Annotated in this window: 15 protein-coding genes and 1 pseudogene; 12 read left to right on the top strand and 4 right to left on the bottom strand. The window is 44.7% G+C overall.

The annotated features are described in order from the left end of the window. The first annotated feature begins 128 nt into the window (after positions 1–128). The 6 genes from VZ94_RS19030 (at position 129) to VZ94_RS19005 (ending at position 5,701) form a co-directional block, all read left to right on the top strand. Entirely contained in the window at positions 129–1,022 is an 894-nt protein-coding gene (locus tag VZ94_RS19030) for a S1C family serine protease (RefSeq protein WP_045780435.1), read from the top strand. A 2-nt stretch (positions 1,023–1,024) separates the two neighbouring features. Further along, the gene (locus VZ94_RS19025) at positions 1,025–1,891 is read left to right on the top strand and encodes a Stp1/IreP family PP2C-type Ser/Thr phosphatase (protein ID WP_052700757.1); all 867 of its coding nucleotides are present in this window, start codon (positions 1,025–1,027) and stop codon (positions 1,889–1,891) included. A gap of 12 nt (positions 1,892–1,903) precedes the next feature. Further along, positions 1,904–2,689 carry a serine/threonine protein kinase gene (locus tag VZ94_RS19020; protein WP_052700756.1) on the top strand — a complete coding sequence of 262 codons (786 nt, stop codon included), beginning with the start codon at positions 1,904–1,906 and terminating at the stop codon, positions 2,687–2,689. A gap of 76 nt (positions 2,690–2,765) precedes the next feature. Then, a complete protein-coding gene (locus tag VZ94_RS19015; protein ID WP_045780434.1) occupies positions 2,766–3,362 on the top strand; it encodes a hypothetical protein in 597 nt (198 codons plus the stop codon). Between the two features lie 13 nt (positions 3,363–3,375). Then, the gene (locus VZ94_RS23750; protein WP_052700755.1) at positions 3,376–3,948 is read left to right on the top strand and encodes a YMGG-like glycine zipper-containing protein; all 573 of its coding nucleotides are present in this window, start codon (positions 3,376–3,378) and stop codon (positions 3,946–3,948) included. Between the two features lie 49 nt (positions 3,949–3,997). Next, positions 3,998–5,701 (top strand): BatD family protein, encoded by a 1,704-nt coding sequence (locus tag VZ94_RS19005; protein ID WP_052700754.1) that lies wholly within the window; start codon positions 3,998–4,000, stop codon positions 5,699–5,701. Here VZ94_RS19005 and nudE read toward each other — a convergent pair. Beyond that, positions 5,678–6,235, bottom strand: a complete 558-nt coding sequence (gene nudE / locus VZ94_RS19000) for an ADP compounds hydrolase NudE (protein ID WP_045780436.1) — start codon at positions 6,233–6,235, stop codon at positions 5,678–5,680. The two genes, VZ94_RS19005 and nudE, sit on opposite strands and share 24 nt — an antisense overlap. 83 nt (positions 6,236–6,318) lie before the next feature. Here nudE and yrfG point away from each other — a divergent pair, with 83 nt between their 5' ends. Continuing rightward, complete coding sequence (gene yrfG, locus VZ94_RS18995) at positions 6,319–6,936, top strand: GMP/IMP nucleotidase (protein ID WP_045780433.1); 618 nt, start codon at positions 6,319–6,321, stop codon at positions 6,934–6,936. Here yrfG and VZ94_RS18990 read toward each other — a convergent pair. After that, positions 6,884–8,176, bottom strand: coding sequence for a DEAD/DEAH box helicase (locus VZ94_RS18990; RefSeq protein WP_045780432.1), 1,293 nt, complete (start codon positions 8,174–8,176; stop codon positions 6,884–6,886). The genes yrfG and VZ94_RS18990 overlap by 53 nt on opposite strands. Positions 8,177–8,576: 400 nt before the next feature. Between VZ94_RS18990 and VZ94_RS18985 the strand changes: the two genes are divergently transcribed. The 5 genes and pseudogenes from VZ94_RS18985 (at position 8,577) to VZ94_RS18975 (ending at position 10,160) form a co-directional block, all read left to right on the top strand. Beyond that, a complete protein-coding gene (locus VZ94_RS18985) occupies positions 8,577–9,128 on the top strand; it encodes a hypothetical protein (protein WP_045780431.1) in 552 nt (183 codons plus the stop codon). Positions 9,129–9,304: 176 nt separating this feature from the next. Continuing rightward, positions 9,305–9,442, top strand: coding sequence for a type II toxin-antitoxin system HicA family toxin (locus tag VZ94_RS32900; RefSeq protein WP_204369213.1), 138 nt, complete (start codon positions 9,305–9,307; stop codon positions 9,440–9,442). Continuing rightward, positions 9,421–9,492: pseudogene (locus VZ94_RS32895) on the top strand (hypothetical protein); the annotation flags it as partial. The gene VZ94_RS32900 and the pseudogene VZ94_RS32895, both read left to right, overlap by 22 nt. 4 nt (positions 9,493–9,496) lie before the next feature. Further along, a complete protein-coding gene (locus VZ94_RS18980; protein ID WP_045780430.1) occupies positions 9,497–9,712 on the top strand; it encodes a type II toxin-antitoxin system HicB family antitoxin in 216 nt (71 codons plus the stop codon). Between the two features lie 247 nt (positions 9,713–9,959). Next, a complete protein-coding gene (locus tag VZ94_RS18975; RefSeq protein WP_045780429.1) occupies positions 9,960–10,160 on the top strand; it encodes a hypothetical protein in 201 nt (66 codons plus the stop codon). 97 nt (positions 10,161–10,257) lie between these two features. Here VZ94_RS18975 and VZ94_RS29740 read toward each other — a convergent pair whose 3' ends face one another. Further along, positions 10,258–10,677 carry a CBS domain-containing protein gene (locus VZ94_RS29740; RefSeq protein WP_109867735.1) on the bottom strand — a complete coding sequence of 140 codons (420 nt, stop codon included), beginning with the start codon at positions 10,675–10,677 and terminating at the stop codon, positions 10,258–10,260. Beyond that, positions 10,634–11,407 carry an HPP family protein gene (locus tag VZ94_RS18970; protein ID WP_109867734.1) on the bottom strand — a complete coding sequence of 258 codons (774 nt, stop codon included), beginning with the start codon at positions 11,405–11,407 and terminating at the stop codon, positions 10,634–10,636. The genes VZ94_RS29740 and VZ94_RS18970 overlap by 44 nt, the downstream gene beginning before the upstream one ends. Between the last annotated feature and the right edge of the window lie 304 nt (positions 11,408–11,711).

Below are 11,711 nucleotides of genomic sequence, written 5' to 3'. Positions count from 1 at the left end.
AAAACTACGGTAACTCAACGGTATTAATCGAAACCAGTTGGAAACTCGTTCATGTGCCTACCGGCAAACAAGTGTTTCAAAAAAATTTGCTTGTGTAGAGCAAAAAAGGCAAATGTGCCACCAAAAAAATGCCTTGGTATGTCTTTATTAATGGCTCTGTTGAGCCTTTATTAGTGGCCGATGATGGTATTCCTATTGGTAGCACAGGCTCAGGCTCAGGTTTTGTCGTCAAACAAGATGGTTATATCTTAACCAATCGCCATGTCGCGGCGAGCTGGCATACCCAAAACAGTAATTTTACGTTACCGGGTGTGTTAATGGTTTGTAGCGACTCAGACTGCTCATCATCTAAGCTCTCAGAACTCCCGAATGACCCTGATAATCAATATGTCACCGCGTTAAGTAATTGGGTACCTGCCAAAACTAAAATGTTTGGTGATAAGCCTTTACACGGCAAAATTGTCGAAGGTCGCAATGACTACTTAGATGTCACCTTCCCCAAAACCGGTTTACGCATCCCTGCGCGTTTAGTCACAGTCTCTGATAATTCGGATGTCGCACTCATTAAAATCGACTTACCGGAAGCCTTAACACCGGTACAACTAGGCTCCAACGATAAAGTCGAGTCGGGTGAAACGATTACCGTTATGGGTTATCCAGGTATTTCGCCTGATGTAGCGGTAAAAGTAAAATCTGAAGACCATTTCAACCGTGAAGGCAGTTGGCAACAAATTCCAGACCCTACTGTTACTAGCGGTAATATTGGCAAAGTGATTGAAGGCAATGCTAAAGTGCTGTCTGATTCGGTAAAAGATTACGCCAGCGAAATGGGCGATGTTTACCAATTAACGGTGAATGCAACTGGTAGCGGTAATAGCGGCGGCCCTGTTTTTAACAATAAAGGCCATGTGATAGGTATTTTTACCGCAAAAGCCAATGACCGCTCAGGCACTAGCATTTCGTTTGCCGTACCGATAAAACATGGTGAAGAGATCATGGGCGTCCATCAAGTGATTCAATAATCATGCGCCGCCTAATGAACTCGCCGTGGCATTGGCTGGCTAGCAAACTAAAACCTAGCGCGCATAACAATCGCTATGGTTTAAAAAACTATACATTAGAGCTAGGGTTATTGTCCGATACGGGCAAAACCCGGCCAGTCAACCAAGATAATATTGGCTGTATTCGCTTTGCCGACGCAAATACTGTCTTAGCTGTGGTTGCCGATGGCATGGGGGGACATCAAGGCGGTGAAACAGCAAGCCGTGTTGCGGTAGAGACGTTACAACAACATCTTACCCAACACCTATTGCAGCAAAACACGCCACAGGCATTAAGCAATGCGTTTAATCAAGCCAATAGCGCCGTGTTTCAACACGCGTCTACAAGCACGTCATTACACGGCATGGGTACAACCCTAGTCGTGTTAGCCGTGCTCAATGGTTTAGCGTATTACGCCAATGTCGGTGATAGCCGGTTATACTTATTAAGAAATGGCGTTTGTCGGCAACTTTCAGAAGACCATACCGTCGTAGCCTCGTTAGTGAAAGATGGACTGCTTGCACCTGATGCGGTAAAAAATCATCCTGATAAACACTTACTCACTCATGCGCTAGGCACTCGTCCACAAACAACTATCGCTTATTCAATAAAACCGTTAGCCTTAGAGCATGGCGATTGTTTTTTATTGTGCTCGGATGGATTATATGATTTAGTCGATGATACAGAATTTAATAGCATCATCACGACACAAACGGCCAACAAAGCCTGTAGTACGCTGATTGAGCTAGCGAATACACGCGGCGGATTTGATAATATTTCCGCCATTGTGATTAAAATACACACAACCGATAGCACACCACACACTCAAGCACCGATGACCAACGCCTAAGCGGGGGAGACTATGGACCAAATCGATAATTACAAAATTGTAGAAAAAATCGGCTCCGGCGGCATGGGTGAAGTCTATAAAGGACTTGATGTCATGCTAGAGCGTGAAGTAGCCATTAAATTGCTGAAACCTGAGCTAAAAAATAGACCCGATATTATTCAACGTTTTAAAGACGAACTCATCGCCTTAGGACGGTTAAATCATTCGAATATCACCACGCTGTATCAATACAAATTCGACCCCGAACAAGATAAGTATTACATGGCGTTGGAATTTGCCAGAGGCGAAGAATTAGAAGCCATTTTAAAGAAACAAGGCGTCATACCTTGGCCTACTGCCGTCAAATACACGATAGAATTGTTAGACGGCATTCACCATGCGCATAGTTTTAATGTGGTACACCGCGATATAAAACCGTCAAATATCATTATCACCGACAAAAACAGCGTAAAAATCTTAGATTTTGGCATTGCCCGAATCCTAGAAACAGCGCGGCTAACGCAAACCGGTCAATTCGTCGGCACGTTACACTATGTATCGCCCGAACAAATCCAAGGCCAAGAAACCGGGCCTCATACTGATATATACTCAGCCGGTGTTGTGCTATACGAAATGCTGACAGGCCATATTCCCTTTGAAAAAAGCACCGATTACGAATTGCGCCGCGCGATTGTTGAAGAAAAACCCAAACCACCGTTAAGCTTTGGCGCCCACATTCCGGCACAATTAGAGCAAATCATATTAAAAGCTTTAGAAAAAAAAGCCGCAACAGCGCTTTGCCAGCGCGCAAGCCTTTAGCCAAGCTTTACAAAAACTACTATTAACAACAGAAGAACACGCCGTCATCGCTAAAAAACCTGTTTTACCGAGTTGGATGGCAGACTATCCCGGCGTTGTTTTCTTAGCGACATTACTCACCGCAGGCGGTAGCTATTGGTTTTTTCAAGAACAACCACAACCCACAACGGATAAGCAAACAACGCCGTTACCTGTAGCGACAACAACTCCGCCTAACTTACCTACACCGCCTATCATCCCGCTTACAACCACAACATTAAGTAATACAGAACCAAATGGGGCTAATCCAACGCAAACAGTCACTGTCACGCCGTTGTCAGAAAATAAAGCACTGACGGCTGAAGTCTTACCGCCGCCGGCTGATTTAAAGCCTATAGTGCCAGAAGCAGAAGCAGAAGCACCGAAAACTAAGCCGATAGAAACAAAAAAAACTACAACCGCTCCGGCTAAAAAAGTAGCCACTAAATCCACACCTGTAAAATCAGCATCGAATAAATCAGCCAGCAAAACGCAAACCAATCCGCCTCAAGTCACTCAAGCGAGACGACAACTGCCTATGCCGCTGTTTATACCGCCTGACCCGATAATGTTACGCCCTCACCCACCGCGTAAACACAACAAACGAAATAGAAGAATCGACGATGCTGCCATTCGATTTTTTAATACTCAATAACTCAGGAACCATTATGAAAAAAATAATTATCGCCACCAGTATCGCAACCTTAGCTTTGACCGGTTGCGCTAATATGAATAGACAACAACAAGCCTCACTAGGCTCATTAGGCGGTGCGGCCGTAGGTTCAGGCATAGGCGCCGCTATGGGTGGCAGCGAAGGTGCCGCTATAGGCGCAGGCGCTGGTGCCTTATTAGGCGGTATTGCCGCTTACTCGTTATCGACCGACCCTTATACCCAACTCGTCAGCCAACAAGCCAATGCCTGGCAACGGGAAATCGGTGCGCAGCCTGGCGTGACCCAAGCCACGCAAATCATCGAAAATGGCAAAAAGCTACAAAAAATCAATAGCCAAAAATTCATGCTCTCTGAAGCGCAAATGGTGGTTGGCAACCAATTATCACCTAAGGTCAAACGGCAATTAATACTCGCTAAACAAGAAGCACAAAAAGTTGGCGGTCGGGTTCAAGTACTATGCCCACCTAATGCCCCTCAAGCTGTGTTAAATGACATTAGGAAAGCGGGTATCAGTTATACTCAAGACGCTATGTTAAGAACAGGTTATGCCGTGCTCATGTCGAAGTAATGACACAGGTTTTTCTCCTTATGACCGCTTTAATTTGTTTGTCTGACTCATGATTCGTTATAACCGTTTATTTATCCTAATACTGCTCTGGCCTTGGCTATGCTTTGCCAAAACCACCATTACCACATCGGTAGACCGTAACCCGGTTAACCTGAATGACTCGTTTCAAATTATATTCAAAGCCGATGATACGCCCGATGACGACCCGGATTTAAGCCCGTTAGAGCAAGATTTCACAGTGTTAAATCAAAGCCAATCATCAAGCAAATCGTGGATGAATGGGCGTTTTAGCAGCACGATACAATGGACCGTCAATGTCATCGCTAAACACGCAGGTACGCTAACGATTCCCTCTATTGCGTTTGGCTCGGACCACAGCAACGCGATGACGGTTACCATAACCGACCAACCCGACACGCAAGGCCTTAACAATGAGCAAGAATTATTCTTAGACGTCAGCGCAGAACCTGAACAACCTTATTTACAAGCACAAGTCATTTACACCTTACGCTTATACACCCGCGTTGATATTGCCCAAGCGCGGCTCACCGAGCCTGAATTAGCCGATGCCGTCGTTGAAAAACTTGGCGATGATAGCAATTACAACACCCAAGTGAATGGCGTCGATTATTCGGTTACAGAACGGCGTTATGCCATTTTTCCGCAAAAAACCGGCGAGTTAACCATTCAGCCCTTGCAACTGACCGCTGAAATTTTAACAAACTCATCCATGCCGCGTTTTAATGGCTTTTTTAATCAGCAAATGGCAAAAACCAAACGCTTAAACTCAAAACCGATTACCTTGCAAGTGCAAGCTATCCCAAGCAACGCAAACGGAAAAGCCTGGCTACCGGCCAAACGCGTTGAGCTCAGCGAACAATGGTCTGGTGATATAAGCTCAGCCAAAGCAGGTGAGCCGATTACCCGCACCTTAACCTTAACCGTTGATGGCAACACCGTTGCGCAACTGCCAGAACTCGCGCCATTAAGCCAGCACAGCTTATTAAAAAGCTATCCAGACCAACCGGTATTAAAAGAGCAAAAAAACAGCGATGGCTTAACGGCGTTCAGACAAGAAAAAATAGCTTTATTACCGAATAAAGCCGGTCAATATAAACTGCCTGAAATCGCTATTCCTTGGTTTAACACGCAAACCAAACAAATGGAACTGGCTAAATTACCAGAGACAGTGTTAACCGCTGTCGGCGATGTAGCGACTACGCCAGCCCCGGTACAAACACCGGTAGCACAAGCCCAACAAGCTGCTCCATTAACGCAAACACCCACGCCGATAACAGCCGACGTCACACAGCAACAGCCAACTAACGATTTTTGGCCGTGGTTATCTGCGTTTTTAGGTTTAGGTTGGCTAATCACATTGGTTATTTTGTTAACACAGCGCACCAAGCCTAAGCATCACACGACTCAAGTCGCTGTACCTGAACAAAGTCAATCGACTTTTCAGCTCAAACACTTACAAGTGGCTTGCGATAACAATAATCCCCACGCCGCAAAAGCGGCATTATTAACTTGGGGTCAGCATGAATTTGGCGTCAACAGCTTAGGGGCGATTGCAGCCCTGGTAGACGCACGGTTAAGAGATGAGATTTTGCGGTTAAACGACAGCTTATACGCCCAAGACCCTAAACCTTGGCAAGGTAAACCGTTGTTAAAAGCGTTTAATGAACAGCAAGCGCGCAGCAAGTTGAATAAAACAAGCTTACAACCCCTACAACCGCTTTACCGTTTGTAAATATTCGCGGGTAATAAACAAGGCGGCAATAGACCTTGCTTCAGTACATTCCCCGGTCGCTAGCAAACCATTAATATTGGTTAACGACCAGGGAATAACCTCTAGCTCTTCAGGTTCGTCGCCTAATAATTTTTCCACATACAACTGACGCGCTAAAATAATGTCCGTCGTATGCTCAAGATAAGCCGGTGCCATAGAAAAAGTGCTTAAACGTAATAAATCAGTGGCTCCAAACCCCACTTCTTCTTTCAACTCACGATTAGCGGCTTCAAAAAGGGTTTCACCAGCATCGACTTTACCCTTAGGCAAACCCAATTCGTAACGATGAACACCGGCCGAATATTCTCGAATTAACAACACCGTATCATTATCTAGCATAGGCACGATTAACACCGCCCCGGTAGGACTGCTTTTCGCCAAACGTTCATAATTGCGTTGCTCGCCGTTGCTAAACTGTATGTCTAACGACTCAATGCGGAACAAACGACTTCTGGCAATCGTTGTTTTATTTAAGATAGTGGGTATTTCGGCCATAGTCTTCACTCAATCAAATCATTATTAACTATAACTCACTCTTATGCTGAATTGGAAAAAAAATTGACACCGTATTACTCGATATGGATGGTACTTTACTCGACTTAAATTTTGATAATCACTTTTGGCAAGAATTCGTACCGCAAAAATACGCCGAACTACACGCCATATCGATTCACGACGCTAAACAACAGCTTATACCGTTGTTTAAAAGCATGGAAGGAAAACTAGAATGGTATTGCTTAGATTATTGGAGTAGCCAACTAAACTTAGATATTGCTGGCTTAAAAGCAGAAATTGCCGAACTCATCGCCGTGTTACCGCATGTCGTCGACTTTTTAAGCGCTGTGCGCGCTGCCGGTAAACAAGTCATGCTAGTTACCAACGCGCATCGCGGTAGCTTAGCGATAAAAATGGAAAAAACCTGCTTACACACGTTTTTTGACGAGATTGTTTGTTCGCATGATTTGGGCTTGCCTAAAGAGCATCCAGACTTTTGGCCAATATTTCAAGCCCGCTATGGGTTTGACGCAACAACAACCTTATTCGTGGATGACAATATTGCGGTATTAAATGCCGCTAAAGCCTATGGCATTGGTTATTTAATCTCTGTCAGCAAGCCAGACTCTAGCCGACCTAAACGCGAAATTACTCACTATCCTGCGATTGAGGATTTTCGTGACTTACTGCCCGTGGCTTAGGCGCATGATGTTTAAACGGTTTATTCGATTTATGCGGCGGTTTATGCTTTTCAGGCGCTTTTTCAGGCACTATGACATCGGCTAATAACTCTTTAGGAATCGCTTGCACCGGAATTTTTTGCCCGATGTACTCTTCAATATCCGGCATAGAATACGCGTATTGCTCACAAATAAAACTAATTGCAATACCGCTAGCACCAAAACGAGCGGTACGCCCTATTCTATGCACATAATCCTCAACATCTTGTGGCAAATCATAATTAAACACATGTGATACATCGGCTATATGCAAACCGCGCGCAGCCACATCCGTCGCAATTAACAAAGAAATATGATTTTCCTGAAAATCCGTCAACATGCGCTGACGTTTTTGCTGCGGCACATCACCGCTTAACGCCGCCGTTTTAAAACCATTCGCATTTAACGTATCGTTTAATAATTCGGCACAGCGTTTAGTATTAACAAACACAATACTGCGTTGCGGTTGTTGCTGCTGCAAGATACCAACTAGCAACGGCAGCTTTTGCTCATTAGCCGGACAATACGCGCTTTGTTGAATCGCCTTAGACGTCACCTCTTCGCTTTCAATGCGGATTAACACCGGATTATTCATGTGCTCGTAAGCTAATTCAATCACCCGATACGATAACGTCGCTGAAAACAACATATTCAACCGCGCCGCTGGCGTAGGCATCCGTTTCAACAAATAGCGAATATCTTTAATAAAGCCCAAATCAAACATGCGGTCGGCTTCATCTAACACCACGACTTGCACATGCTCTAAGCTAAACGCTTGTTGCCTATAGAAATCAATAATACGCCCCGGCGTGCCAATAATAATATCGACATTGGATTTAATTTGCTCCAATTGCTTTTGATAATCGGTGCCGCCGTAAATCAACGCATATCTAAAATTTAAATGCTTAGCGAGCAACAACGCATCTTTATGAATTTGTATCGCCAGCTCACGAGTAGGTGCAATGATAATCGCCCTAGGATTTTTAATCCGTTCGCTTTCATCATTCAATAAATGCTGAAACGTCGCTAATAAAAACGTGGCGGTCTTACCGGTACCCGTCTGCGCTTGACCGGCAATATCTTTGCCACGCAACGATAACGGTAACGCCTTATCTTGAATCGGGGTGCAATGGGTAAAACCAGCATCATTTAAACCTTTCAAAATGATGTCTGATAATTCTAAATTGCTAAAGCGGGTAATTGTTAAATGAGTATCTTTCATGTGCTATAGCATAACTTAAAATTGCCTGGGTATAAAATGCAATTCCGAAAGTTTAAGGCGATAGCGGTGGTTAAGTGGGTCTGATGGCTATAGTTAGTTTTTGGGAACAATGCTTTTTGTATGTTTGATTGGCTAGTAATGCTAGCAACATTGGATTGATGGCTTTTATGTATGGGTACTCGACTATCTCACAGATTGAGATAAATACCGATTAAAAAGCAACTTAGGATAGGGATTTATTGGTGCATAACTCATACTAACAAAAAGTTGCTAACAACTAGGATGTATAATAATATCGTTAAAAAAACAATGAGCACGAATCGGGAAATACACTGATTCGTTTGTAATCTGTGCCCCACTAAAAAGTGGGATACCTTACACTAGGCGTCCGAAACAAACCTTGTCGGCGCTCCAAGAAAGAGAAGCCATGTTCCCTGCACTTCAAGCCTCGATTGAACGATTCACAAGCGAGATGTCGACCATAGACGAGATGGTTCACGTCCTTCTGAAAGGACATCTTCTGCTTGAAGAAGCTCTTGCCTTAATCATCGATCAGCATGTGTTTCACAGAGAGAACATAGCGGATGCTAGGCTAACTTTTGCGCAGAAGCTGAACGTTGCGAGATCGCTGTGCCTTCGAAAGAACAATCTTGGCGAATGGGAACTGGTGGCTGCAATTAATGGACTCAGAAACGATCTTGCTCACCGGCTGAACTCTCCGGATCGCAGAAAGAAACTCGACAAAGTAAAAACTATCTATTTTCGAGAAGCAGCGGATTTTGGTCGTATAGACCTCATAAAGACACAGAGCGATCACGAGATCATCTTTGCTGCTTGCGCCCACTGTGCAGGCTTTCTTGCTACTTGTGCAGAGGATCTTCGGCACCTACGCCAAGCAATCTACGAAATAGACCGGAACATGAACTCGGAACTGCCACCATTTGAGCTATAAACCATTAAACCAAACACCTAACAAAAACAACCCGTAAGGCGTATAGATGTAAGGTGGATTCGCCGATAGGCAATCCGCCATTTCCGGGGCACACCGATGGCGGTTTGCTGTCGCGAAACCACCCTACGCCTAACCATTAAGCCGCATAGATATAGGCCCAGACCACCAAGGTTAAAATGAAAGTTTCAGAAATTTTGGGCCTGCTTGCTAAAGATGACTGGTATCTTGTGGCTACACGGGGCAGTCATCGGCAGTTTCGGCATCCTACAAAATCTGGGCGTGAACCGTTCCTGGAAAGCCAAGCGATGATTTAGCTCCCGGAACATTAAACAGCATTCTTAAGCAAGCGCAATTAAAGAGGTAAATCCATGCGTTACGCAATAATCATTGAACAAGCCGAAGGTAATTATTCGGCTTATGTGCCTGATCTTCCTGGGTGCATCACTACGGGGGCTTCTCTTGAGGAAATAGAGCGGAACATCCGTGAAGCAATCGAGTTTCATCTTGATGGTTTGCGGGAGGACGGTTTGCCTATCCCTATTCCTTCAACTCTTGTTGAATATTGCGAGCTTGCTGCTGCTTAGTTTTATGGTGTTTATTCGGTTTAACATGGTTATCAACCCGTAAGGCGTATAGATGTAAGGTGGATTCGCCGACAGGCAATCCGCCGTTTCGGGGTACACCGATGGCGGTTTGCTATCGCGAAACCGCCCTACGCCTAACTCGTAAATACATAGCCAAGTGCATTCCATGCACCGCATATCCCAACCAGCAACTCTTAAGCCGCATAGATATAGATAATGCACAAAATCCAATCAATTATAGCTAGTAATGACTGAAATTTCTGAGATTGAAGCGGCTGTAACCAAGCTTTCCCGCGAAGACCTTTCTGCATTTCGCGACTGGTTTCAAGAATTCGACGCTGAAGCTTGGGATAAACAATTCGCGCATGACATTGCGGCAGGTCGTCTTGATGCACTCGCTGAGGAGGCATTGCGTGATTTTCGTAAAGGCCGCTGTACTGTTCTGTGAGGCATCGCGCAACCCCTAAATTTTGGTAAGCACCTGTCACACGTCAATCAAGCACGACCAAAGCTATAAATGGGTGCGGATTTTATATCTTTACCCCTCACCGCTGCTTAAACAACGCAGCAATCAAATGTGCAGGATAAACCATGCCCGCCAACCGTTTTTCTGCATCAACGACCGGAATTTGCCTAAACCCTTGCTCGGCCATTAAAGGAATTAATTCAACAATATGCGTGGTATCGGCTAAAACTTGAACCGGATGGGTCATGATGTGGCCGACCGCTTCTGGTTTATCGGTCGCGACATCGGGTGTACGCCGTACAAACGCTAAAAATTTATCCATTAATTTTTCTTGCGGCTTTAAATCGATAAATTTAAAAAAATCATTCCATGTGACTATGCCAATAACCCGCCTGGCCTTATCAATAACTGGCACTGCTTTAAGACGTTGGTTATGCATGAGTTGCCAAGCTTCTTCAACCTCTGAACCATAATCTAGGGTCGGAATATCTTTCACCATAATATCGCCACAGGTGATAAGTCCATACGTTTGCTGATAGATCTGCAATTGCACGGTGCTTAATAGTTGACTTAAATCGGCAGCTGAGACATCTAAAAATTTTATCGCCATGCGCTAATGCTTGACGTAAATCCGATTCTGATACGCTTATTTTCGGCAACGCCTGAGCGGTTGACTGTTTAGCGCTTTGCCTAGCGTCGGTTTTTTTGTTAACAACAGGATAGGTATTGTTTAATAGCCAACGATGCACAACGACCGCTAAGCCGAATAACACCAAGACATTAATAGCGACCGGGACTACAGCAAAGCTCAAGCCTAATGATGTCACGGCACTTCCCGCAGTCACGGGCGTTAATGCTGTTGCGGTAGCCGGTGGATGTAAGCAACGCAGCAATAACATAGCAAATACACTAATCCCCGCCGCACAAGCACCGGCGATAACAATATCTGGAATCGCTAACGCGCATATCATACCCACTAATGCCGAAATAATTTGACCACCGATTAACGGCCACGGCTGAGCTAGCGGACTATTGGGAATAAAAAATAATATCACCGCTGATGCTCCTAGCGATGCGACCAGCACAGGTGAGTTCGGTGTTCCGGTTAATAATGCTGTCAACCAACCGGCTAACAATACGGCAGCAAAACATGCCAGCGTTGATATCGCTTTTGCTTTTAGACTTAATGGAACCGGGTCGATAGTAATGAAGCGAAACCAAGAAAGCATAAAAACCTCCGTTTTATGAATTTGAATAATAAACGTAATACAGAAATAACTGTATACCTAACTTACGATTGATAAAACCTATTGTTACCATAAAAACAAACGATTTTATTTATATCATACTACACCGCTACACTGTACGCGCATGGCAAGCCATGAGTTATTAATCTTAAGGCTACACACTTATGACGGGACAGGGCGTTTAGAACGCAGGTGTCGGCAGCAGGGATGCTGCCGCCAAGCCTACAGGGACGTATTTACGGCGTCCTGCGTTCTGAATGACCTGTCCTGTCTTAAGTTGGTAACC

Source organism: Methylocucumis oryzae, from assembly GCF_000963695.1.
GTDB lineage: Bacteria > Pseudomonadota > Gammaproteobacteria > Methylococcales > Methylomonadaceae > Methylovulum > Methylovulum oryzae.
The sequence above is the reverse complement of the archived record's forward strand: the minus strand, read 5'-3'. Positions and strand labels throughout refer to the sequence as shown.

Bases quoted from the DNA above. Each gene is read 5' to 3' on its own strand.
- VZ94_RS32900 (WP_204369213.1), top strand. From the start codon at position 9,305: ATGAAAGTTTCAGAAATTTTGGGCCTGCTTGCTAAAGATGACTGGTAT.
- VZ94_RS18975 (WP_045780429.1), top strand. From the start codon at position 9,960: ATGACTGAAATTTCTGAGATTGAAGCGGCTGTAACCAAGCTTTCCCGC.
- VZ94_RS19005 (WP_052700754.1), top strand. From the start codon at position 3,998: ATGATTCGTTATAACCGTTTATTTATCCTAATACTGCTCTGGCCTTGG.
- VZ94_RS19020 (WP_052700756.1), top strand. From the start codon at position 1,904: ATGGACCAAATCGATAATTACAAAATTGTAGAAAAAATCGGCTCCGGC.
- VZ94_RS19015 (WP_045780434.1), top strand. From the start codon at position 2,766: ATGGCAGACTATCCCGGCGTTGTTTTCTTAGCGACATTACTCACCGCA.
- VZ94_RS18970 (WP_109867734.1), bottom strand. From the start codon at position 11,407: ATGCTTTCTTGGTTTCGCTTCATTACTATCGACCCGGTTCCATTAAGT.
- VZ94_RS19030 (WP_045780435.1), top strand. From the start codon at position 129: ATGCCTTGGTATGTCTTTATTAATGGCTCTGTTGAGCCTTTATTAGTG.
- VZ94_RS23750 (WP_052700755.1), top strand. From the start codon at position 3,376: ATGAAAAAAATAATTATCGCCACCAGTATCGCAACCTTAGCTTTGACC.
- VZ94_RS18990 (WP_045780432.1), bottom strand. From the start codon at position 8,176: ATGAAAGATACTCATTTAACAATTACCCGCTTTAGCAATTTAGAATTA.
- VZ94_RS18980 (WP_045780430.1), top strand. From the start codon at position 9,497: ATGCGTTACGCAATAATCATTGAACAAGCCGAAGGTAATTATTCGGCT.
- VZ94_RS29740 (WP_109867735.1), bottom strand. From the start codon at position 10,677: ATGGTGAAAGATATTCCGACCCTAGATTATGGTTCAGAGGTTGAAGAA.
- VZ94_RS19025 (WP_052700757.1), top strand. From the start codon at position 1,025: ATGCGCCGCCTAATGAACTCGCCGTGGCATTGGCTGGCTAGCAAACTA.
- yrfG (WP_045780433.1), top strand. From the start codon at position 6,319: ATGGATGGTACTTTACTCGACTTAAATTTTGATAATCACTTTTGGCAA.
- nudE (WP_045780436.1), bottom strand. From the start codon at position 6,235: ATGGCCGAAATACCCACTATCTTAAATAAAACAACGATTGCCAGAAGT.